Origin of the sequence: Crateriforma spongiae, from assembly GCF_012290005.1 — a bacterium.
Classification (GTDB): Bacteria; Planctomycetota; Planctomycetia; order Pirellulales; family Pirellulaceae; genus Crateriforma; species Crateriforma spongiae.
The window spans coordinates 192,996-215,974 of sequence record NZ_JAAXMS010000008.1 but is presented as its reverse complement, the minus strand read 5'-3'; the positions used below and the strand labels follow the sequence as shown (position 1 = coordinate 215,974).

Annotated in this window: 15 protein-coding genes; 11 read left to right on the top strand and 4 right to left on the bottom strand. The window is 58.5% G+C overall.

Going from position 1 to position 22,979, the window contains the following annotated elements; genetic code table 11:
• Positions 1 to 15: 15 nt before the first annotated feature.
• Entirely contained in the window at positions 16 to 1,212 is a 1,197-nt protein-coding gene (scpB, locus tag HFP54_RS20595) for an SMC-Scp complex subunit ScpB (RefSeq protein ID WP_315853947.1), read from the bottom strand.
• Positions 1,213 to 1,269: 57 nt separating this feature from the next.
• On the opposite strand from scpB, the gene HFP54_RS20590 reads away from it, so the two are divergent.
• The 6 genes from HFP54_RS20590 (at position 1,270) to HFP54_RS20565 (ending at position 7,449) form a co-directional block, all read left to right on the top strand.
• Positions 1,270 to 2,052 carry a hypothetical protein gene (locus tag HFP54_RS20590; RefSeq protein ID WP_168566604.1) on the top strand — a complete coding sequence of 261 codons (783 nt, stop codon included), beginning with the start codon at positions 1,270 to 1,272 and terminating at the stop codon, positions 2,050 to 2,052.
• A 46-nt stretch (positions 2,053 to 2,098) separates the two neighbouring features.
• Positions 2,099 to 3,244, top strand: coding sequence for a cysteine desulfurase family protein (locus HFP54_RS20585; protein ID WP_168566603.1), 1,146 nt, complete (start codon positions 2,099 to 2,101; stop codon positions 3,242 to 3,244).
• A 128-nt stretch (positions 3,245 to 3,372) separates the two neighbouring features.
• Positions 3,373 to 4,515: a helix-turn-helix domain-containing protein gene (locus tag HFP54_RS20580; RefSeq protein WP_168566602.1), complete on the top strand. Its 1,143-nt coding sequence runs from the start codon at positions 3,373 to 3,375 to the stop codon at positions 4,513 to 4,515.
• A 655-nt stretch (positions 4,516 to 5,170) separates the two neighbouring features.
• Positions 5,171 to 6,289, top strand: coding sequence for a DNA polymerase III subunit beta (dnaN, locus tag HFP54_RS20575; RefSeq protein WP_146416403.1), 1,119 nt, complete (start codon positions 5,171 to 5,173; stop codon positions 6,287 to 6,289).
• Positions 6,286 to 6,612, top strand: a complete 327-nt coding sequence (locus HFP54_RS20570) for a DciA family protein (protein WP_146416402.1) — start codon at positions 6,286 to 6,288, stop codon at positions 6,610 to 6,612. Before dnaN ends, HFP54_RS20570 begins: the two co-directional genes overlap by 4 nt.
• A gap of 6 nt (positions 6,613 to 6,618) precedes the next feature.
• Positions 6,619 to 7,449 (top strand): TrmH family RNA methyltransferase, encoded by an 831-nt coding sequence (locus HFP54_RS20565; protein WP_146416401.1) that lies wholly within the window; start codon positions 6,619 to 6,621, stop codon positions 7,447 to 7,449.
• Between the two features lie 18 nt (positions 7,450 to 7,467).
• Here the strand turns inward: HFP54_RS20565 and HFP54_RS20560 are convergent, their stop codons facing one another.
• The 3 genes from HFP54_RS20560 to HFP54_RS20550 are packed head-to-tail and all read right to left on the bottom strand — an operon-like array spanning position 7,468 to position 13,766.
• A complete protein-coding gene (locus tag HFP54_RS20560; protein ID WP_235952112.1) occupies positions 7,468 to 8,712 on the bottom strand; it encodes a cytochrome-c peroxidase in 1,245 nt (414 codons plus the stop codon).
• Between the two features lie 15 nt (positions 8,713 to 8,727).
• Complete coding sequence (locus HFP54_RS20555; RefSeq protein WP_168566601.1) at positions 8,728 to 12,711, bottom strand: hydantoinase B/oxoprolinase family protein; 3,984 nt, start codon at positions 12,709 to 12,711, stop codon at positions 8,728 to 8,730.
• Complete coding sequence (locus HFP54_RS20550) at positions 12,690 to 13,766, bottom strand: alpha/beta hydrolase (RefSeq protein WP_235952110.1); 1,077 nt, start codon at positions 13,764 to 13,766, stop codon at positions 12,690 to 12,692. The genes HFP54_RS20555 and HFP54_RS20550 overlap by 22 nt, the downstream gene beginning before the upstream one ends.
• 140 nt (positions 13,767 to 13,906) lie before the next feature.
• Here HFP54_RS20550 and ribA point away from each other — a divergent pair, with 140 nt between their 5' ends.
• The 5 genes from ribA to HFP54_RS20525 all read left to right on the top strand — a co-directional run bounded on the left by ribA (position 13,907) and on the right by HFP54_RS20525 (position 22,977).
• On the top strand, positions 13,907 to 15,112 hold the full coding sequence (ribA, locus tag HFP54_RS20545; protein WP_145292499.1) for a GTP cyclohydrolase II: 1,206 nt from the start codon (positions 13,907 to 13,909) through the stop codon (positions 15,110 to 15,112).
• Positions 15,109 to 15,972: a prephenate dehydrogenase gene (locus tag HFP54_RS20540; RefSeq protein ID WP_168566600.1), complete on the top strand. Its 864-nt coding sequence runs from the start codon at positions 15,109 to 15,111 to the stop codon at positions 15,970 to 15,972. Before ribA ends, HFP54_RS20540 begins: the two co-directional genes overlap by 4 nt.
• A gap of 253 nt (positions 15,973 to 16,225) precedes the next feature.
• The gene (gene purL / locus HFP54_RS20535) at positions 16,226 to 19,180 is read left to right on the top strand and encodes a phosphoribosylformylglycinamidine synthase subunit PurL (protein ID WP_168566599.1); all 2,955 of its coding nucleotides are present in this window, start codon (positions 16,226 to 16,228) and stop codon (positions 19,178 to 19,180) included.
• Between the two features lie 136 nt (positions 19,181 to 19,316).
• Positions 19,317 to 20,315, top strand: a complete 999-nt coding sequence (locus HFP54_RS20530; protein ID WP_168566598.1) for a ferredoxin family protein — start codon at positions 19,317 to 19,319, stop codon at positions 20,313 to 20,315.
• A 238-nt stretch (positions 20,316 to 20,553) separates the two neighbouring features.
• Positions 20,554 to 22,977 (top strand): hypothetical protein, encoded by a 2,424-nt coding sequence (locus HFP54_RS20525; RefSeq protein ID WP_168566597.1) that lies wholly within the window; start codon positions 20,554 to 20,556, stop codon positions 22,975 to 22,977.
• Positions 22,978 to 22,979 lie beyond the last annotated feature (2 nt).

The window sequence follows — 22,979 nt, the reverse complement described above, 5'->3', positions numbered from 1 at the left end:
ACGAAGCGACGAAGCTTACTCTGACCAGTCCTCATCATCGTCAGCGGACTCATCGTCGTCATCCCAGTCGTCCGACTCGTCTTCTTCGTCCCAGTCTTCATCGTCATCGTCGCCGACTTCTTCCCAGTCGTCGTCTAGATCATCTTCTTCGTCGTCGTCATCGGACGAATCTTCATCATCGTCGTCGTCTTCTTCGTCGGCCCAATCGTCGCTGAATTCATCGTCATCGATTTCTTCATCGTCGTCGTCGTCGAAACCACCTTCGTACAACTCGTCTTCTTCATCCTCGATGACAGCGACGGGCGAAGCGGTGACGTCGGCCGCTTGATCCTGTGCGAACGAATCGGAATCGGCCGCAGCTTGATCCGGCTGGCTGGTGGTGAATTCGATTGGGGATGCCATGGCGGTACTCACGACTGACTCCTTCGTTGATGTCGATGATTCGTCGAAGTTTGATTCGCGCGAAGGGGATTCGTTCGGTGTTGGATCGTTGGGATCCGAGGGCGGATCGTCGCGAACGGCCTGCCATTGAATTTTCGGCAAGTCGTCGGCGCCTGTCAGGCCAAAGAGTTGTAAAAAACGTTTGGTGGTTCCGTAAAGATAGGGGCGGCCGAGCTGTTCGCTACGTCCGGCGATCCGTATCAAATCGCGTTCCATCAGTTGTCGTAGGATTTCGCCACACGCGACGCCTCGCACTGCTTCGGCGTCGGCACGCGAAACCGGTTGGCGATACGCGACGACCGCCAAGGTTTCCATCATCGGGGATGATAACCGGATCGGCCCCGGCACGTGGCTAAGCCGTCGCAACCAAGGTGCCAAGGCCGCACGGGTCACCATCCGGTAACCGCCGGCCAGTTTTTCGATCCGCATCGCACGGTGATGTGTGCTGTAAATCTCGTTCAATTCACGAATTCGTGTCCTGGCCTCGGTTCCATCGGCCAATTGGGCCAGCTGGGCCAGTTTTCTTGTCGAAAGCGGGCTCTTGGCCAGCAACAAAACGGCTTCACATCGCATCCGACGCTGCTGCGGGTCTTCATCTTCGGCGTCGTCCGCTGCGGCGACGGTGTGCCCCACGCCCATGGCGGCGGCCGATTCGCCGCGGTGATAGACGTCATAGGGTCGACGCAGTGGCCGTGATCCCCAACCATGATGGCTACCCCACGGATTGCCGCCGGGTCGATTTGTCCCAACCGTCATGGACAACGATGGCACCGCAGCGGTTCGAATCGTGGGTGGGAAGCGGCGTTTCATCCCAGCAACTTATGAAAAATGAGCACGGTAAGCCACACGAGCGAAACGCCAAGCGGAACCGAACGCCCGACCAATCGCCGTCCGCGGCGTCGTTGGTCGGCGGCCCGTACCCGTGGCTGGATCATTGCTTTGACGATCATTCTGACGGCGGGCGGCTTGTTTTTCGGGATCCGGTTGCTGGGATACGTCGAAGGCGAAGAACTTTCACCCGACACCTTTCGCCAACGCAGCTTTCAGTTTTATGAAATCCCGTTCCTGCAATGGCAGATCACGCCGATTCGTCGCAAGGTGCGTTCGGACGCCTTGGCGACGTACCTGCGACAAAACGGACTGATCCAGGCGTCACCCGCATCGCAACCACCCGTCGATGGCGAGCAAGACGCTTCCACTTGGCACTTGATCCGATTGAATCGTTTCGTCCGTGGTTCCTCCAGCGCCGATGCCGCCTTGCTGGTCGATCAAATGGATCTTGATCGAAACGGGAAACCCTATTGGAAGACTTGGTCGACCAATCACCCCGAAGCCGCCAAACAGCTGTGGCCCGAAATTCAACGGTTGGCCCGACGCGAGTTGTATATCCTGATGCCCGGGGTTTTCGAGATCGCCCAGCGTCACACGAACACGACGTCAGCACGGGGTGATGCACTGAATCAAACGATTCGACGCTATGTCGCTGGTCAGTACGATGGTTTGATTCAAGACGCCAAAGCAGCGAACAACCCCGCTCTGGCCGATGAACTGTTACGGGAAGCATTAGCGGATGATCCTGAATTCCGTCTGCGATCCGTAGTAAACCCGTGACCACCGATCAATGTGTTTGGCACCTCCGGGGCCGAAGTGATGCAACGTGATTTATCTGGATAACAATGCGACGACGGTGACCGATCCGGACGCCGCCAAAGTGGTTCATGACGTTTTGATGCAAGGGCCGGCCAATGCATCAAGTCAACACGCCGAAGGCCAGCGCGCCCGCGGTGTGTTGGACGATGCGATCGAACAGGTCGGTCGACTGTTGGGCAGTGATCTGACCCGACCCGGTGGTCCTCGGTTGGTCATCACCAGTGGCGGTACCGAATCGAACAATACCGCGCTGCGGGGCATCGGTGATCCGGATCGACCGCTGGTGGTCAGCTGTATCGAACACCCCAGCGTTTTGTCGACGGCCCAAAAGATGCAAGACGCCGGTCGAGCCGTCCGGTACTTGCCCGTTGATTCCGATGGCGTCGTCCGTACCGATCGGCTGGCCGACCTGATCGGTGAAGGCGATGATTTGGCGGGTCTGGTCAGCGTAATGTCGGCGAATAACGAAACCGGGGTTCAGCAGCCGATCGATGAAGTCGCGAAGATTTGTCGCTGGAAGAACGTTCCGCTGCACGTCGACGCGACCCAATCGATTGGCAAAGTCCCCTTCTCGGTGCATTCCAGCGGCGCAGCGGCCGTGACCCTTTCGGCCCACAAATTTCACGGGCCTCCGGGAATCGGCGGCCTGTGGCTGGACGCGGGCGTCCGCGTCGATGCATTGATGCAGGGCGGCGAACAACAATTGGCCAGCCGTCCGGGAACCGAGCCGGTCGCCTTGGCGGCCGGGATGGCCAAGGCCCTGGAAAACAGTTTGGCATCGCTGGAAAAGATGTCCGGCACCGTGGCGGCAATCCGCGACCGTTTGGAATCAGAAATTTGCCGTCGTACCGGTGCGGCAGTCATCGGCGGCGATTCCCCCCGGCTGCCCACCACCACGTGCCTTGCTTTTCCGGGCGTTGATCGCCAATCACTGTTGATGGCGCTGGACATGATGGGGGTTGCCTGCAGTTCAGGGTCCGCTTGCAGCAGCGGCAGCAGCCAGCCCAGTTACGTGCTGATGGCCATGGGATTGGATCGATCGCTGGTGGATTCCGCGTTGCGTTTCGGGGTGTCCAGGTTTTCCACAGAAAAAGATGTGGATCTTGCCGCCGAACTTATCTCTAGTGCCTATCAGCGTTTACGCAGTATTTAGGCTGTGGAAAACTTTGATTTTTGGGCTCGATTTTCTCGACCTTTGCACATAAAACACAGCAGTCAAGACGGTGACTTTCGCCTCTTTCGGTCTTTCCCGCTGTGCAAACGTCGGCCCAACCCGAATCAATGCCCACCGCGTCATCGCTGGGATCTGCGGATTCCCGGTCGCGTCGTGTCGTGTCGTTTCCGCTGGAACGCCCGCGTTTAAAAGTCCGGCGACACCTACGCCCCCGTCGCGGCGGGAACGATGCAACCACCGCTAAATCGCTGCCCTATTGCGTTTTAGGCCCCGAGAATCAATTGCTGTGCCATCTGGCCGGTCCGCAAGGCGGATTGTTGTCATTGGCCAGCCCACTGTTGATTACCGGACCATCGGGCATCGGCAAATCGGCCTTCGCCCTGCACTTGGCGGCCCGACATGCCGTCCAGAATCCGGACGACGGTCAGCCCGCGGTGGTGCATTACTTGCCGGCGGTGGATTTTGCCCGTCAGTACGCCGATGCGATCAATTCGGATGACCTTCCACCGCTGCAAAGCGAATTGGACGAGGTTGAAATCCTGGTGCTGGATGACTTGCACCTGATTGCGGACAAGTCGGCGGCTCAGGAGGAATTGGCCAACCGAATTGATCGACGCGCCGAATCCGGCAAGCTGACCATCTTGGTTTGTCGGCGATTCCCGTCGGACACCCGCGGATTGCGTCCTCGATTGGTCAGTCGTTCGATGGGCGGGCTGACGCTGAACATCGCCTGCCCGGGTGATGAAGCTCGTCGGGTTCTGTTGGGCGAATATTGCCTGCTGCACGACCTGGACGTCCCGCCCGACATGGTGCATTTGTTGTCGGCGGGTCTTCCCGACGGGCTGACACCACGCGATTTGGAAGGCTGTGTCAAACAGCTGAACCTGTGGTGCCGGATGAACGACCGCGCCCCCGACATGGAAGGCATCCAATTCGCTCTGGATTCGCTGCAACGCGATTCGGAACTTTCGATCAACGCGATCACCAAATCGGTGGCCCGGCATTTTCGCTTGCGATCGGCTGATTTGCGCAGCAGTTCACGCCAACAAAAGATCGTTCGAGCACGATCCCTGGCGATGACACTGGCGCGACAATTGACCACCCACAGTCTGCATCAGATCGGCGAATCCTTTGGCGGGCGCGACCATTCGACGGTACTTCACGCGATCCGTAAGACGGAAGCTTCATTGGTCAGCGACGCCGATTTGCGCCGTGCCGCGGCTGAAGTCACCGAAAAGCTGGGCGCCTGAGCCCAATCCGCCGTCGTTCGGCTTGACGACGGTTGCTTCGTCTTTTTCCCGGCGGATTCTGGAAAAGAAATCTCTACGGAGGATATGTCTGCACGCTGGTTTTCCGCATGGATAGGCTCGCCTTCGGTGACAAGATGAAAGGATTCAAACGATCGTCCGGAAAGAATCCCGAAAAAGATCATCGTGGAAAACTTGGTCAGACTCGGTCGCGTCTCGGTGTCCGTTTTCCCGATCGCACTGTCAACGTTTTCGATGCGATGTTTCCGAGTGTCGGAAACTGTCACATCGGGCGACAAAGAACGCACCGATTTCAATCGCGTTTTCCACAGCGGGTTGATTCACGTAAGTGGTTGCGACAACGGTGTTTGGCTTGACGATTCTGGCAAGATCAACATCATTCGCGTGCGCATTCCGATGACGACGGTCAATAAAAATATAAATCCCTGGATTCAATCCTCTGGGGGAACACTATCGATGCCTACAGCCGTCTTCATCCTGCGGGTACCATCCTCGGTCAGGTCGGGTACAAAAGCATGGCCGGACGGATTCACACTTTCGCGAACGTGGTCTGTCCGATCCGTGCACCCTTGCTTCGGGCCGGTGTGATCGTCCCCTGTCATTTCCCCTCCGTCCTTCTGCGACTTGTCAGCCCTCGATGAAAATTTCTTGCCAGCGTGACACCCTGACCGCCGCCTTTTCCTTGGCGGCCAGCATCGCTCCCGCACGATCGCCCAAGGAAATCCTGCAGAACGTCAAGGTGACCGCGGCCGGTGGCAAGTTGACGCTGGCAGCGACCGACATGGAGGTGGGGATCCGTTTGGAAGTCACCGAGGGCGTGGAAATCGAAGTCGAAGGCGCGGCTTTGCTGCCCGTCCAGCGGACCGGAGCGATTCTGCGGGAAAGCAACGACGAAACACTGACGATCGAAACCGACGAAGGCGGCATCCGCGTGACCGGTGGACGCAGCAAGTTCAAGCTGCCCGGCGGCAACCCCGATGAATTCCCGGTCGTCGACGGCTTCGACGAAGACAAGTACCACGTCGTGCCCACGCGGCTGTTTCGCGAAATGGTTCGCCGAACCGTTTTCGCCACCGATTCGGAAAGCAGCCGTTATGCCCTGGGCGGCGTGCTGTTGGAATTGGACGCCAATCGTGTGATCGCCGTCGGCACCGACGGACGCCGTCTGGCCCGAATGGAAGGCAAAGGGGAATCCCAGGGTGGGCACGAAACCAGTGGGATGAGCACGATCGTTCCGACACGAGCCATCCAGCTGATCGAACGGGCGCTGAACGACAAAGAAGAAACCGTCGACATCGCCGCCCGACCAAACGACTTGCTGTTGCGAACCAGCACGGCGGTGATCTACAGCCGTTTGGTCGAAGGGCGTTATCCGAATTGGCGTCAAGTTTTTCCGACTCGCGAAAACGCCATCCAGTTGGACATGACCATCGGACCGTTGTTTGCGGCATTGCGACAAGCGGCCATCGTCACCGATCACGAAAGTCGCGGGATCGATTTCACGTTTGCCGACGGAACGCTGAAGCTGGAAGCCAGCACCGCCGATATCGGTGAATCGCAGGTCGAATTGCCGATCGCGTACGACGGGGAACCGATCACCCTGACGATGGACCATCGCTACGTCGCCGATTTTTGCAAAGTGTTGGATTCGGAAACGGCATTCATCTTCGAAATCGAATCGGGCAATGCCCCTGCCCTGCTGTCGACCGACGACGGCTACGGTTACGTGATCATGCCCATGGCACGCGACCGATGAACGAAGACAAACCGCGGCTGCGAAAGGTCGGCTCCATCATCAATCAATTGATGGCACGTCGCGGTTATGCCCAAATCGCGGCTTCCGAACAAATACAGAACATTGTTCGACAAGCCGCCGGTCCGCCGTTGGCTGACAGTATCGAAGTCGGGCAACAAAAGGCGGGCGTGCTGTTTCTCTATGCCACCGATTCAGTCACGTTGCAGGAACTGAATTTTCAAAAGCGTCGGATGTTGCGAAAGATTCAAAAGGAAATGCCGGCGGCCAATGTGACCGACCTGCGGTTTCGCATCCAAGCGCCCGGCAAATCGTCATCGGCGTGATCGATCATGTCCGAATCGACTGATCCGTCACACGCCCCCATTCGCGTCAACGACTGGCAAGACCCGCGTGTCGCGGTGTTTGCGAATCTACCGCGTTCGGGTTCTGACCGACGGTTGCACCACGATGGGGTGTTCGTTTGCGAAGGCCGCTGGGTCACCCATCGAATGTTGGATAGCGATGTAAACCCGGTCGCGGTTTTGGCTCGCGAAGACCTCGCACCAGAGTTTGTCCAAGCCGCTGGTGGACGTTGTCCCGTTTATCAGATGGATAAACCGGTCATGGACCAGTTGATGGGTTTCGAATTCCATCGCGGTGTCATCGCCTGTGGAACACGGCCGGCGATCCCAAACGCCGGTGATTTTGATCGCATCCGCGGGCGTGGCTTGGTCGTCTTGGATCAGATCCATACCGCCGAAAACGTGGGGATGATCCTGCGAAGCTGCGCCGCATTCGGCGTTCAAGATGTGTGGATCGGCGGTGGGACCATCGACCCACTGCGACGACGAGTGACTCGTGTATCGATGGGGGCGGTCTTTGCCCAGCAGTTCTTTCACACTGCAGCTTTAGCCGAAGATTTGGATCGGCTTAGAAAAAAACTTGACGTGACGATTTTGGCGACCTCGCTGGAAAACACCGCCGACAGCATCCGAGGCTACCAAGTGCCCGACCGACGACCACAAGTGTTAGTGTTGGGAAACGAAGCAGAGGGTGTTGCCGAACAGACCCAACGAATCGCCGACCGATGTTTACGTATCCCGATGGCGCCGGGTGTCGACAGCCTGAACGTCGCGGCGGCCGCGGCCATCTTTTTACAGCACCTGTTTGGTGTGGACTGAATCGATCCAAGATAGTTGTCACCGCGCGTCGACAAACGGATCGGAATATTTAGGGTCTGACAACAACGCGTGATCGGTCAGCGTTTTTAGGAAAGCGATCAAGGCGTCTTTGTCCGTTTCACGGATTGCCAAGCCATCGGTGGAAGCAACGCGAAGCGATCCGCCCAGATTGGGATGTGGTTTGACTGACCAGTTGTAATGTTCCACGACTTCATACAGCGTTTCAAATCGTCCGTCGTGCATGTAGGGTGCGGTGACTTCGATGTTTCGCAGCGAAGGTGACTTGAATCGACCCATGTCCAGATCGACGCCGTTAAACCCGCCCACACCCTGATCCACGTCGGGGCCATCGATATCGATACCGTTGGCCACCGGACGCAGCATGTGAAAGAAAGCGTCTTGTCGAACCGGGCGGCGGCCGTCGGCCAATCGCGTGGGGACACCATTGCTGAAGTGACAGTTTGCACATCGCCCCTGGCCCAGGAAAACTTGCTTTCCCCGGTTCTCCTCCGGTGTAAAATTTGGAAACGGCTGGGAGATATCATCAACCGCGGCGCGTCCGATGTCGTACTTAGCGCGGTACGAAACGATCGATCGAACAAACTGGGATAAAGCCTTGGCGATTCGGTCTTGGTTGATCTCGCGATCCCCGAAGGCCTTTTCAAACAGAGACGGATAAATGGGGTCGTTTTGTAACTGGCTGGTCAGCGCGGGTAACTGATGGCCCATTTCGATCGGGTCGATGATCGGCATCAAGACTTGGTCTTCCAACGTCCGGGCCCGTTCGTCCCAAAAGAATCGGCCCCGCTGATAGAAGCGTACATTGATCAGGCTCATCGAATTTCGTGCGACGGTTTCACCCCGATGGCCGATGCTTAACCTTTCGTCGTCGGTGAACGCCAATTTCTGCTGATGGCAACTGGCACAAGAAGTGTTTCCACTGGATGAAAGGGTCGGGTCATAAAAAAGGACTCGACCCAGCGTCGCCCCGTGGTCGGTGATCGGGTTGTCATCGGGTGTGTTGTCCAGCCTGTCAGCCGATCGAGCGAAATGATCCGGCCAATCCGGATTGCTGTAGTTATCGGGCGTATCCGGCAAGTTCAATCGACGCCCGGCGCGATCGTACAAGTCGGGGCGTGTCGCATTGGACGGCCCGGACAGGAATGATCCGGCGATGGCGAACATCAGTGCGACGCGGAGGGTTCGCGGGCGATTCAAAGGCGTCATGTGGATGCACCGCAGCGTGAAATCTTTAACGGACATGGATCAAACGGCGTTTCACGATTCGGGATCGTCCGCCGTCGGCGGTGGGCCCCAACCGCCGCCGCCGGGCGACAGAATTCTAAATCGATCACCGGCACAGACCTCGATTGTATCGGCCGAGCGTAGGGTGACGATTTCTCCATCGTGAACCCATTGGTTGATACCTGTTGCACCGTCGCAACCGCCATGGACCCCATAAGGTGACGTGGTTCGCCGCCCGGTGATCCATGAAACCGTCAAGTCCTTGTGAAATTCGATTTCGCGAATCAATCCATCGCCGCCGCGGTGTCGACCGCTGCCACCGCTGTTTCGCCGGATCGCGAACCGGATTAACGAACACGGCAACCGACTTTCAAAAATCTCCGGATCGGTGATCCGCGTGTTGGTCATATGCGTGTGAACGCCGTCACATCCCGGACGTTGACTGGTTGCCCCGGCACCGCCCCCAATCGTTTCGTAGTACCCAAACGTGTCATCACCGATCAAAAGATTATTCATTGTTCCCTGGGATGCCGCGGCAAGGTCCAGGCAACCCATCAGCACGTCCACAACACGTTGACTGGTTTCAACGTTTCCGGCGACAACCGCGGCGCAACGACGTGGATCGTCGTCGGCGGGCGGATTCAATAGCCCGACCGGAATGACGAGTTGAACATCGCGTAGAAGCCCATCGCACAATGGCAAGTGATCGCCACCGGCAACTTTAAGGACGTACAAAACAGCGGCGGTGACGATTGCCGGTGTCGCGTTAAAGCCGTTTAGGTGAACGGCGGATGTGCCAGTGAAGTCGATCTTCAGTTTGGGACGATCGCCTTGGTTTGACTTGCCGATCTGAACCGCGATTACGGTCCCATCGTCCAATTGGTCTTGGTAATGACGTGGTTCGTCGGGCAACGTCGTCAGCCAGGTGTCCAAAGAATTACCCGCCAAGTCAATCAAGCGATCCATCACGCGGGTGATAGCAGCGACGTCATAGCGACGGGTCAATTCACGCAGAGCATAAACGCCATCGGTACCTGCGGCGCGTTGTGCTTGAATATCAGCCAGGTTCTGATCGGGACATCGCGAAGGGTAATCGCCCCCGGTCAACAACCGCATCAGTGCATCCGTGTTTTCATGGCCGTTTCGGCACAGCGGAAAGTCGCGAATCAAAACGCCTTCCTGTGCCAAACAGGTCGCATCCGGTGGCATTGATCCGGGAGTGATGCCACCGATTTCGGCATGATGGGCACGCGAGGCGACGAAAAAGTCTGGCGCACCCGAGCGATCGCCTGTTCGGCAAAACACCGGGGTGACGACGGTCACATCGGGAAGGTGTGAACCGCCCGCAAAGGGATGATTGCTGATGTAACAATCGCCGTCGTGCATGTCGGGATAGACATGCATCAGATGGCGGACGGTGTGTCCCATCGCTCCCAAGTGGACGGGAACATGCGGTGCGTTGGCAATCAGTGCACCATCGTATCGAAACACAGCGCAACTGTAATCTTTACGTTCGCGAACGTTGACGCTGATCGCGGTGCGACGCAGCACTTCGCCCATCGAATCGGCGATCCCTTGCAGACGACGCGCGACGACTTCGACGGTCACATCGTCCACCGTTTCGGATTCGGCCTTGGCATCACCGGAGCCGCTTGGCCCTAGGGACCCATCGGCCAAACGCTTCATTCGAATCGTCCCGCCCCGATCCACCTTGGCGTTCCAACCGGGCGACAACAGCAACGTGGAATGGTCGCTGATGATCATGGCGGGTGCGTCGATGGATTGCCCCGTCGTCAGAGCTTGCCGTTCCCAGACGCGGACGTCTTGCCAACGTCCATTGATCCAAACGCTGGTCAGGGCTGAACCAGCGTCGTGGTCCGTCGCGGGGTCGACCGATGATTCAGGGGACGGATCGACAAAAATGTCCGAGTCCGACGCCAAGGTGACTTCGCACCGCACCGCCACCCACTGGACGGGATGATCACGGCGATAGCCAAAGACTTGTTCGTGGCGTTGGTGAAACCGTTTCACCCACTGGTTGGGATCAACATGTTCCTGCAGATTGATGTCCAGTGTCAGGGTCGATTCGGTGCCTAGGTAGCGACAATCGATTTCGAAGCGAGTTTGCAACCGATCGTTGATCTTCGCCCCACGATCCGACTGCGAATCGATTTGGTTTTCCGCCAATTCGTTGGCCAGCCGTTGGTGGCACTGTTTTTGTAAAGATTCCGCAGTCTTGATCAGTTCATCGACATCGCATTGATCGGCAGCTTGATAGACACCCGCGGTGGCAACATGACCGGTGGAGGCCAGCCCCATGCCAAGTGCACTTAACAGGCTGGCATCTGGATGATCGACCACTTCGGTGATGCCCAGAAGTTCCGCGACATCGCATAGGTGACCTCCGGCCGCGCCGCCGAACCCCACCAAAGCCATGTCGCGCGGATCGATACCTTGGGACGTCGTGACCGTTCGGACAGCTTCGGCCATATGGGTGCAGGCGATTTGCAGAAAACCGGCCGCCAGTTCGTCGCAGTCCGACGATGATGGTGGGTCCAAATTTCGTTCGTCGGCGATCTCTTTCAGACGCGACATCGCCGCTTCGCGGTCCAGCGGGAATGGAAAGCGATCGGCTGGCAAACGTCCCAACAACAAATTGACGTCCGTCACCGTCAACGGGCCGCCACGGCCGTAACAGGCCGGGCCAGGGTCGGCGCCCGCACTGTCAGGTCCGACGGTCAATCGCCCGGCCACTGATGCACAAACCGAACCGCCGCCCGCGGCAACGGTGTGGATATCCATCATCGGTGTCAGGATCCGAGTGCCCGAAACTTCGGATTCGTAGCGTCGTCCGACCTTGCCCACAAAACGGCTGACGTCCGTGCTGGTGCCGCCCATGTCTAACCCGATGGCACCTTGGCAATCCATCGCTTCGGCCAGTCTGCCTAGTGCGACGACGCCACCGGCCGGTCCCGACAACACACTATCGCGGCCACGGTAATCGACATCCGGAACCAAATTTCCGGCACTGGTCATCACCAATAGTCGACAATGCCGGCTTCCGCCCAGCTGCTGACGAACGCGACGCAGGTAGTCATCCAGAATGGGACTCAGGTAGGCGTCCAAACAAGTCGTTTCGGCACGGTGAACCAGCTTGATCAATGGTGCAACTTCGGACGAACGACTGATGTTTTCAAAGCCCACTTCATCGGCCCACTGTGCGACGCGACGTTCATGTTCGTCGTTGACGTGTGCGTGCATCAGACAAATCGCAATGGAGATCGCACCTTGACGTTTCAGGTCGCGCAGCACGGTGATCACGTCATCGCGATCGGGTTGCCGGATCACTTCGCCGTGATGATTCAATCGTTCGTTGATACCGATCATCCATTTCGGCAGAGGTGCCGGTTTGATGATGTCTTTGGCAAACAAATCGGGACGGTCTTGTTCACCGATCAACAGCAAGTCTTCGAACCCCGCGGTGGTGATCAACGCGGTCGGCGCACCGGTCCGCGTCAACAGCGCGTTGGTGCCACGAGTGGTTCCCAAGCGGACAGACACCTCAGGCAACGAAGCGGCGATCGGCGTTTTCAGCAGAACGTGGGCCGCCAAAGCCGGTGCTTCCAAACCGGCATCCAGTTCCAGTACGACCGATTCGGATAGGTCCGCCCGGCTGGGCTCTCGTTCGGTCCCATCACGTTCGCCGGCCGATAATTTCAGTCGACTCGACGTCGCGTCCGTTTCGGACACGGTTCCCAGCATGATCGCTTGGCCGCCAGCGTCGATCCGACGGACGGTCGCCGAATTCCAAAATCCAGACACGCGATGTTCATCGGGCAAATCAACCGACCAATGTTCGGCGTCGATCCGCCTCGCGGTGTATCGCACCAGGCCGCTGGACAGAACCTTGGTGCTGTGTCGTCGGCCTTGGTGGCTGACGAACGCATCGGTGAAGGTACCACCGACATCGATCCACAGACGAATCGTGTCAGACGTTAAAGCATTTTTTCGAACCATCGGATCATTGTTTGCTTCGTCCGCTGGTCCATAAAGGTCATTAAGTGCCCGAGTTTGGGCAGTTCGGTCAATTGACACTCCACACCCTGGTCGCGAAGCGCCGCGACGAAGGATCGGCTGGTCGTGACGGGCACCAGAAAATCATCGCCCCCATGAATGATGTGAATCGGTGGATCACCGGTTGATGCCAGGGCCGTCGGTGAAGCGGCACGATAGATTTCGGGAACCTGACGTCGTGAACCACCCAGGAAATAGGCCAGCGAAGTGTTTTCCGGTGGCAGATCACGAAAGTCACAAGGCGGACCGCCCGCGCAGACCGCTTTGATCTTTGGCAACCGATCCCAGCGAGCGTCGTCGACCGCCCAGTCGCTGGACCGTTGGCGAATCTCGGGTGATTCGTCCGCCACCACGGCGACAAGCGCCGAAAGATGTCCGCCGGCGGAATAGCCGAACAATCCGACACGGTTCAGATCGACGTTCAATTCCGACGCATGATCGACCAGCCACAACAGGGCTTTCCGCACGTCGTCGACTTGTGCCGGAAATTTGTGTTCGGGGGCCAAGCGGTAATTGATGCTGATCACCACGTGGCCGCGTTTCGCCAACGCGTTGCAGTGGCTGTACATCGTCCATTTGTCACCCGACATCCATCCGCCGCCGTGAACCACGACCACGGCGGGGCGGTCGTTTGTCTTGGGCGGTGGATCGGGCGAATCCGGGTGTGATGGATCGATGGCGGGGCCGGGCAAGTAGATGTCACACTTACCTGCCCTGCCCGTTTCCGGGTCGTACACGACGTCGAACCTGCGGACGACGTCGCCGGCCGGCGCTGCCGAATCTTCCGCGCCGGTTTGGACGGCGGGTTCGGTCTTGGCGATGTTGTCATTGTCCGGCGTGTCCGCCCCGGCGGCCGCGGTGCTCATCAGGCCGATCACGAAACCGGTCACCAGGCAGAACGTTGTGATCGCGAAAGCGTTAAAACCGATCCACCCGAATGCGGCGGCGGGCTTGGCGGCCAAAGATGGATCTTGGGTTGAATGCGGTATCGAACGCATGATGTCGATCCATAGGAATCACGGGTGGGGACTTAGGACGGTTTCCGCCCAGGTCTATACTAGGAAAGCGGCCAGCGGCACAAACGCGTTGGCGGCCGCCCTCCCCCCATGCTTTCACTCAACCATCCGGCACGACTTTCATGTCCGAGCGACTTAACACCATTCCCGAAGCCATCGAAGCGATCGCCAGGGGCGAAGTCATCATCGTGGTCGACGCCGAAGACCGCGAAAACGAAGGCGACTTCATTTGTGCGGCGGAAAAGGCCAGTGTCGACACGATTAATTTTATCTTGGCCGGCCGTGGACAGTTATGCGTGGCGGTGTTGCCGGAGGTTTGTCGCCGATTGGATTTGGTGCCGATCGTCAACCAGAACGACGCCCCGCTGAAGACCGCTTTTGTGACCCCGGTGGACATCGCAACGGCCAAGACGGGGATCACGGCGTCGGAGCGAGCGGAGACGATTCGACGTTTGGCGGACCCCGAATGTGCGATCACCGATTTCGTTCGGCCCGGCCACGTTTACCCGTTGTTGGCCAAACAAGGCGGCGTTTTGCGTCGGGCCGGACACACCGAAGCGGCCGTCGATTTGGCACGAATGGCGGGGCTGGAACCTGCTGGTGTGTTGTGTGAGATCCTGGACGAAACCGGAGACCGTGCCAGCCGACCGAAGCTGCGGGAATTGGCCGACGAACACAACATGGTGATGATCAGCATCGAACAACTGATCGCCTATCGCCGCGTTAGTGAACGACTGATCACACGCAGTGCCGGTGCCCAATTGCCGACCCAGTACGGCGACTTTCAGATCTTGGTGTACCAAGTCGAATACGAGTCCCAGGAACCGATCGCGTTGGTGTTCGGCGACTTGAAAGCGCCCGGGCCGCCGCCGTTGGTTCGGATGCACAGCAGCTGTTTCACCGGCGATCTGATTTCATCGCTGCGTTGTGACTGTGGCGATCAGTTGCACATGGCGCTGAAGATGATCAGTCAGGAGGGCCGCGGCGCGTTGGTCTATCTGCCTCAGGAAGGTCGCGGCATCGGATTGTCCGCAAAAATCCGTGCGTACGCACTACAGGACCAGGGGCTTGATACCGTCGAAGCCAACCACGCGTTGGGCTTCAAAGCCGACATGCGGGATTACGGTATTGGTCTTCAGATTTTGAAAGACTTGGGGCTGCACGAAGTCCGCCTGCTGACCAACAACCCCAAGAAAACCGAAGCGTTCAATCTGCGTGGGTTCGACCTGCGGGTCGTTGATCAGGTGCCGATCGTTCCGGCGATCAACCAGCACAACCAACGTTACATGGAAACCAAACGCGACAAGATGGGGCACCAATTGCCGTGACCGACGACGACTTTCGGTTGACCATCGTCGGCGTCGGCTTGTTGGGCGGAAGCGTTGCCAAGGCGATCCGTCGCACGCATCCCAACGCGCACGTTCGTGGTGTCAGTCGCCGTCCTTCGACACTGGAACGCGCTTTCGATGCGGGGGTGATCGATCAGGGCTTCGAACACTTGGCCGATGCTTGTGTGGACAGTGATGTCGTGGTTATCGCCACGCCCGTGGATCGTTTGGCAGGTTATGTGATCCAGGCGGCGAATCACTCGCCAGCAGAGTGTCTGATCACCGACGTCGGCAGCACTAAAGCGGGAATCGTCAACGATGTCGGCGACGACGCGGATGCTGCCGCCAAGTTTGTGGCCGCTCATCCGATCGCGGGCAGCGAGAAAACCGGTGTCGAAAACGCCACTGATGATTTGTTCGACGGCAAAGTCATCATCCTGACCCCCACGGCGGCCAATGGCCCGGCGGTGCGTGAAAAGGCGGATCAGTTTTGGCGTGCCACCGGCGGGCGATGTCTGGAAATGACGCCCGAGGAACACGACGATCGACTGGCCGCGATCAGCCACGTTCCCCATTTGATGTCGTCCTTGGTCGCCAAGTTGACGGATCCGGAATCGTTGCCGCTGGCCGGAAGCGGTTGGCGAGACATCACGCGGGTTGCCGCGGGCGATCCGGAAATGTGGACGGCCATCTGTCAACAAAATCGTTCTGCGGTGCTGGATCAGCTGCGGCGCTGTGCGGACGAACTGAAAATGTTGCACCAGTGGATTGAAACTCGGGACGACGCAGAATTGTGCCGCTGGTTGGCCGACGCCCAGGCGGTTCGCTGGCAGTCCGACGAATCCGACGCCGGCGAGTGATTCATCCTGGCCCACTTCTCGATCCGGTCGGCCGGTCCGTATGCTTTGGGGAAACCTACGGCGATCCCTAGGGTTCGTTTCGGCGATTGATCGCTGATTCGGACCGGTTCGATCAGTCCCGACCTCGTTTTGTCACCGGGCCCGCTGGTCCAGAGACCGTTGCATTCCAGGCCGGGCCATTCATTTTCGGTCCACCGATCGGGTCGCCCGTAACACCGATGATCGAGACGCGAATCCAGGAAAATCGTGAACCATGGCCCTCTGGCAAATTGACATCTATCCGGCCGACGGCGAAGTGGATCGAGAAGGACAGCGGACGCGCGAGGAGATTCACGAGCTAGGGTTGGGCGATGTGGATGTCCGCTGCGCCACCGGCTTTCTGGTTCAAGGCGACCTGGATGAAGGACACGCCGTCGATCTGGCCCAATCTTTCCTGGCCGATGCTGTGGTCCAACGGACCGTCGTCGCGATCGTCGGCGATCCCGATTTGGCCGAACCACCTGGCGCCGAAGAAACCCTGGTCCATGTGTTGCCCAAGCCCGGGGTGATGGATCCCGTTGCAGCGTCGACCCTATCGGCAGCTGCCGATCGCGGATTGTCCGTCGACGCCGTTCGCTCGTTTCGCAAGTATTGGCTGGGCGAACTGTCCGCTGATGATCTGGACCGGATTTGTCGTCGCGCGTTGTCCAACGATGCGATCGAACAAGTCGTCCAAGGTCCGCTGCAGATGGATCGGTTGGACGTGGGATCGCCCTATGAGTTCCAAAAGGTGGTCGTCCCGATCCGCAACGCGGACGACGATGCATTGATGCGATTGTCCAAGGAAGGACAACTGTATTTGACGTTGGTCGAAATGCAGACCATCCGCGACCACTTTGAATCGATCGGTCGTGATCCTACCGACATCGAACTGGAATCTGTCGCGCAAACGTGGTCGGAACACTGCAGCCACAAAACACTGGCCGGCCGCATTCATTATCGCGGCCCCGGACCGGACGGTACGCCCGACGCTGATGAACGCCAGTATGACAACATGCTGAAAGAAACGATCTTTGCGGCCACGCAACAGATCCGAAAAACGTTGGGCGACGACGATTGGTGTGTCAGCGTGTTTAAAGACAATGCCGGCGTGGTCACCTTTGACGATCAATACCATGCGTGTTTCAAAGTCGAAACGCACAACCACCCATCGGCGCTGGAACCCTATGGTGGGGCGAACACGGGGATCGGTGGTGTGATCCGTGACCCGATGGGCACCGGTATGGGCGCCAAACCGGTTTGCAACACCGACGTGTTTTGCTTTGCCAGTCCGGACACAGATCCCACCACATTGCCGCCGGGTGTGTTGCATCCCCGACGCGTGATGAAAGGTGTGGTGTCTGGTGTTCGCGACTACGGCAATCGGATGGGCATCCCGACTGTCAACGGCGCCGTTTATTTCGACGAACGGTATTTGGGCAATCCGTTGGTCTTCTGTGGCAACGCCGGAATGATCCCGGTCGGCATGGAAGAAAAGGAGGCCAAAGCGGATGATCTGATCGTCGCGATCGGCGGTCGCACCGGTCGCGACGGCATCCACGGGGCGACCTTCAGCAGCGCGGAATTGACCAGCGAATCCGAATCGCTTTCCGGCGGTGCGGTCCAGATCGGTAACGCGATCACCGAAAAGATGGTCTTGGACGTGCTGATTCAGGCGCGTGATCGCGGACTGTACAACGCGGTGACCGATTGCGGTGCGGGCGGTTTCAGCAGCGCCGTGGGCGAAATGGGTGAAGAAATCGGCGCAGAAGTGTGGCTGGAGAAAGCGCCGCTGAAGTACGAGGGTCTCAGCTATACCGAAATCTGGATCAGCGAAGCGCAAGAACGAATGGTCTTTGCCGTTCCCCAGTCCAGTTGGGATGAACTGCGGGAATTATGCGAAAGCGAAGGCGTCGAAGCGGCGGTCATCGGGCGATTCACACCGACCGGACGATTGACGTTGACCTACCACGGCGAAACCGTCGGCGACGTCGCCATGAAATTCTTGCACGACGGTCGTCCGCCGGTGATCCGCGACGCGACCTATCATCCGGCTCCGGTGCAAGATATTGAAACCGAAGCGTTGTCGGCAGATCAACATCGACAAACGTTGTTGGACATTTTGGCAAGCCCCAACGTCGCCAGCAAACACGCGATCGTTCGTCAGTACGATCACGAAGTCCAAGGCGGCAGCGTGATCAAACCTTTCGTGGGGCCGCTGTGTGACGGACCCAGTGACGCGGCAGTGCTTCGCCCGTTGTTGACGTCGCATCGTGGCCTGGTCATCAGTTGCGGCATGAACCCGCACTACGGTGACTTCGACACCTATCACATGGCCGCATCGGCGATCGACGAAGCGATTCGAAATGCGGTTGCCGTTGGTGCGGACCCCGAACGCATTGCGATCTTGGACAACTTTTGTTGGGGTTACACCGATCGACCCGAAACGCTGGGGTCGTTGGTACGCGCCGCCATCGCATGCCAAGATTTGGCCGTTGCATTGGGCACGCCATTCATCAGTGGCAAAGACAGCTTGAACAACGAATTCAGCTATGTGGATGCGTCGGGTGAAAAGCAGACAATTTCGATCCCGCCCAGTTTGCTGATCAGCGCGATGGGTCAAATCGATGACGTGCGAAAAGCCGTCACCATGGACGCCAAGCAAGCGGGTAACGCTGTCTTTTTGATCGGCCAAACACGCCGTGAATTGGGCGGTTCCCACTTCGGTCTGGTTCACGGTTTGTCCGGCGGCCAGGTCCCCCGCGTCGACCCAGCGATGTCCAAATCCACCTTCACCGTGGTGCATCAGGCGATCATGTCCGGAATGATCCGGGCCTGTCACGACTTGAGCGAAGGCGGGTTGGCGGTCGCGGCAACTGAAATGGCCATGTCAGGAGGCCTGGGGATCGAATTGCAATTGGATGATGTCGGTGGCAATGGATCTGAGTCGTCGGCGTTGTCAGCGACCGAACTGCTGTTCAGCGAATCGAACACGCGATTCTTGGTCGAAGTGGCTCCAGGTCACGAAGACGAATTGCAGAAACGTTTCGCCGATGCCGGGGTTCCACTTTGGCACGTCGGGTCGGTCCAGTCGGATCCGCAGGTCAGCGTCGGCTGGGGGAACCAAACCGTTCTGCAGATCGACACGGCCGATGCCAAGTCGGCTTGGCTGGGGACGCTGGATTGGTAATCACTTCGTCGCCGGGCGGACTTGCTGAATTTTTGCGGGTCCGGCGACGGCGTTGCTTGTAGACTGGACGTCGAACGATCCCCGTGAACGACCCCAGCAAAACATCCCGATCGACGAACCCGATTCAATCAGTTTCATGATCTCAGCTGTACCTTCCGCCCAAACGATCACGGTCGTTGTATCCAAAGGCCAATCGCGAAACCCGGAAAAGCGTGGTTTGGAACAGGCTTTGGCGCAGCAGGCCGGGCAGATCGATGGCGTACGCGTGATCGTGGTCCCGCACCTGTACGACTTGCCCCGCAACAGCGATTCGTATCGCGAATTGGCCGAGGTCCAAGGCGATCTGATCATCGCCTCCTGGATCTTTCCGCGTGCGGCGCACTGGGTGTTGGACCGGAATCAAATTCGCGGACGATACCAGGAATTTCTGGCCGACGATGATGCGTCCGGCGACGCAGAACCGGTCGCGATCACGCCGTCGAACGACGAAGACGAACCCACGCGAGTCACCGAATTGCACCCGCGTCCGGATCGCGTCATCCACTGTGTCGATTTGAAGACCGGAAAAGATGTCGGGCGATATGTCGACGGGATCCGTGAATTGATTGGCCGGACCGATCCGGAATCGGCGGGGCTGCCGATCGTCGGCGGAAAGATTGTCGAAGTGGACGAGCCGACCAAACGTCGGTGGTACCCCGTGATCGATTTCGATCGCTGCACCAATTGCATGGAGTGCATCGACTTTTGTCTGTTCGGCGTCTATGGCGTCGACGGTGCGGAAACCATCTTGGTCGAACAGCCTGACAACTGTCGCAAAGGTTGTCCGGCGTGCAGTCGCGTGTGCCCTGAGAACGCCATCATCTTTCCTCAGCACAAGGCCCCCGCGATCGCCGGCGCCCCGACCGATGGCGATGAAGGGTTCAAGATCGATCTTTCACAATTGTTTGGCGCACCGGCCAAGGGTGATGATCCGATCGCGACAGCGGCCCGCGAACGTGACGAGCAGTTATTGTTGGCCGGGCGAGATGCGATTGGGATCGACGATCAACTGCGACGCCGGCAATCGGATTTGGAAAATCAGCCCAAGGATCGTCTGGACAATCTGATCGACGCTTTGGACGACATGGATCTGTAGCCATCGCCGCGACGATCGTGTTTCATGCCCTATGGGCATTGTCTACGGCGAAATTTCGCAAACGACGCAGCTTTTCCAAACTGTCATTGCGGTGCGTTTTCCGCGCTCTGTGAAGCGTTTTTCCCCCGTGTGGTCGAAACGGCTCGATGTCTGTTCATTAGCCGATTCGTTTCTGTGAACTTCTGGCGCCGGTGTTCCGATGGAGAAGGATGTCTGATCATCCGCCTAGGAGCCCACCGTGTCGCTGCGAACCCGCCGCCAATGTGCCGCCCGCCGAACCGCCCTCGCTTGCCTGATCGCCATGGCCGGGGGGGCTGATACGGCACGGGCTGATGAGAGCGGACTGACACTGCAGGGGCCGGCCAATGTGCAAGTGCGCATTCGCGAGGCACACAAGCCGTGGCAGGACGAGCCGGTGGAAACCATCGAGCCGGCGTTGAAGCTGTTGCCGCCTAAGGATCAGACCGCCGAATCGAAAGCGGATGAACCACAGGCCGAGCCCGCATCGGTTGAAAAGAGCCAGCCGAAATCGGTGGCCGCATCGTCGATCAAGCTGCGTCCGCTGAATCTGGCACCGGCCCGTCCCTCGGCGACCGTCGAAAAGTTGGTCCCCGCGAAACCGGTCAACCAGCGCGAAGCACGTCCTGGTCCGCTGTCGTTGGACGCCCCGGCCGCCGCGTCTCAGCCCAAGCCGATCAATGGGTTGCCGCCATCGTTGCGGACCGAATCGGATCGTGGCCTTGATTCACCTGCAAACGATTCGTCGTCGCGGAAGCCATCAGCACCCGTTCAGCGACCGGCACCCGTACAGCGAAACGTGCAGCGCGGCGTCGTTCCGAACGCCGGCGTCGATCCCGATTCCAACTGGGTCGCCCGCGAAGCGATCAACCGGATCGCCCCGTTGACCGATCCCGTTGCTCGGTCTCGTCAACCGTCGGCTCCGATCGCAACGACACCTGCCGCACCGTCGGCTGATCGTTTCCGTCCGATGCCGGCCGTGACGAAGCCTGAATTGGCGAAACCGGATCTTGCAGAACCGGACGTCGCAAACGAAACGACGTTATCACCCCAGGATTCGACTCCGTCGGCGGACCTGGAAACCCAACCCAAACTTGAACGGGATACATCGTCCGATCAGCTTCGGCCCGTGCCATCACTGGGCGACCCATCGGCGGATGTTCAGGTCAAAGAAACTCAGCGGGATGTCGCCAGCGAAACGCAGGCAACGACCAAAAAGCCAGCCGAGACCGCCGACGAACCCGTCGCGTCATCCAGCAATGCACGCGGCATCACCGTGCGTTCGTTGAAGATCGATCGTTCGGGTCGACACACCGAATCGGTGCACCCCGATTACCAACGTCCGTCGGCAGACGCGGATCAGAAAATGGCGGTTGCCCCGCGTCGTGTCGATCGTCGCAGCGATGATTCGTCCGAATCGCCTCGCATTGCCCGATCGACGCAACAGAAGACATCACCTGGACTGACCGAGGCGAACGTCAAGGATCTGGACGCGCATGATTCGAAGGCCGCATCGCCTCAAGCCGACCAGCAAGACAAATCGCCATCGGTGGCATCCGCCGCACCATCGGACGTCGATGAAGTCCCTCAAGTCGAACTGGACTACACCGGAAATCCGAAACAGGATTTCGGTTTGACCCGCACCGCGGCGTCGATGAAGGGGCGAATCGCGGGCGTGTTGAAGTATTTTTATGACCGACCGGAGATCGCCGACGGCCGCAGCAACTGGGGCATGATTCACGCGATGTTGGTGTACGGGCCGGATACCAAAGTCCGCGTCGGCAAAAAACATTACAGCACCATCGCTTGGGTCGCGGGGAACAATATCTGTCGTGGCCAGCGATTGTTGGTCGATGGGCCCAACGGCATCGAGGCGACCAATGGTGTGGGGCTGCAAGGACACGACGGCCAATTCCTGATGACCCTTGGCCTGTCTGGTGTTCCCGACACTTATCCGCTGTATGCCAGCGGTAAAAAGTACACGGTCGCTGACTTGGTCCAACGCGAAGCCAAGTCGTGTAAGTCGGGAACGGAATTGACGTTCATCATGATCGGCTTGCTGCATTACATGAGCACCGATGCAACCTGGGTTTCCGATGACGGCCAGCGTTGGGATTTTGAGCGATTGTTGGCGGAAGAATTGTCGCAGCCGATCGTCGGTCAAGCCTGTGGTGGCACACACCGTTTGATGGGCTTTGCACACGCCTTGCGGAAGCGTCGCGCCGAAGGACTGCCCATCACCGGGCAGTGGCGTCGGGCTGACAAGTTCGTGCAAGACTTCATGGCTTACACTTACAAACTTCAAAACCGCGACGGATCCTTCAGCACCGATTGGTTTTCCGGTCGTGAAGACAACGGTGATCTGGATCGAAAGATTCAAACCACCGGTCATATGACCGAATGGTTGTTGACCGCCACACCGGATCATGAAATCCAAAACCCGCGACTGTTGGCCGCGGTTCGATTCCTGGCCACCGAAATCGGCAACGAACCCCAGCGTGAATGGTCCATCGGGCCAAAAGGTCACGCCCTGCGATCCCTGGCGATGTTCTACGATCGGGTATACCGTGAAGGACCAGCGTGGCGACATGGTGCCGTCGCACGATCTAACAATGGTTCGACCCATCGGCGATATCGTCGATAAGA

Excerpts from the sequence above, each read along its gene's own strand:
- HFP54_RS20560 (WP_235952112.1), bottom strand. The coding sequence starts at position 8,712 with ATGTCCGTTAAAGATTTCACGCTGCGGTGCATCCACATGACGCCTTTG.
- ribA (WP_145292499.1), top strand. The coding sequence starts at position 13,907 with ATGTCCGAGCGACTTAACACCATTCCCGAAGCCATCGAAGCGATCGCC.
- HFP54_RS20580 (WP_168566602.1), top strand. The coding sequence starts at position 3,373 with ATGCCCACCGCGTCATCGCTGGGATCTGCGGATTCCCGGTCGCGTCGT.
- HFP54_RS20590 (WP_168566604.1), top strand. The coding sequence starts at position 1,270 with ATGAGCACGGTAAGCCACACGAGCGAAACGCCAAGCGGAACCGAACGC.
- purL (WP_168566599.1), top strand. The coding sequence starts at position 16,226 with ATGGCCCTCTGGCAAATTGACATCTATCCGGCCGACGGCGAAGTGGAT.
- dnaN (WP_146416403.1), top strand. The coding sequence starts at position 5,171 with ATGAAAATTTCTTGCCAGCGTGACACCCTGACCGCCGCCTTTTCCTTG.
- HFP54_RS20555 (WP_168566601.1), bottom strand. The coding sequence starts at position 12,711 with ATGGTTCGAAAAAATGCTTTAACGTCTGACACGATTCGTCTGTGGATC.
- HFP54_RS20570 (WP_146416402.1), top strand. The coding sequence starts at position 6,286 with ATGAACGAAGACAAACCGCGGCTGCGAAAGGTCGGCTCCATCATCAAT.
- HFP54_RS20550 (WP_235952110.1), bottom strand. The coding sequence starts at position 13,766 with ATGCGTTCGATACCGCATTCAACCCAAGATCCATCTTTGGCCGCCAAG.
- HFP54_RS20530 (WP_168566598.1), top strand. The coding sequence starts at position 19,317 with ATGATCTCAGCTGTACCTTCCGCCCAAACGATCACGGTCGTTGTATCC.
- HFP54_RS20565 (WP_146416401.1), top strand. The coding sequence starts at position 6,619 with ATGTCCGAATCGACTGATCCGTCACACGCCCCCATTCGCGTCAACGAC.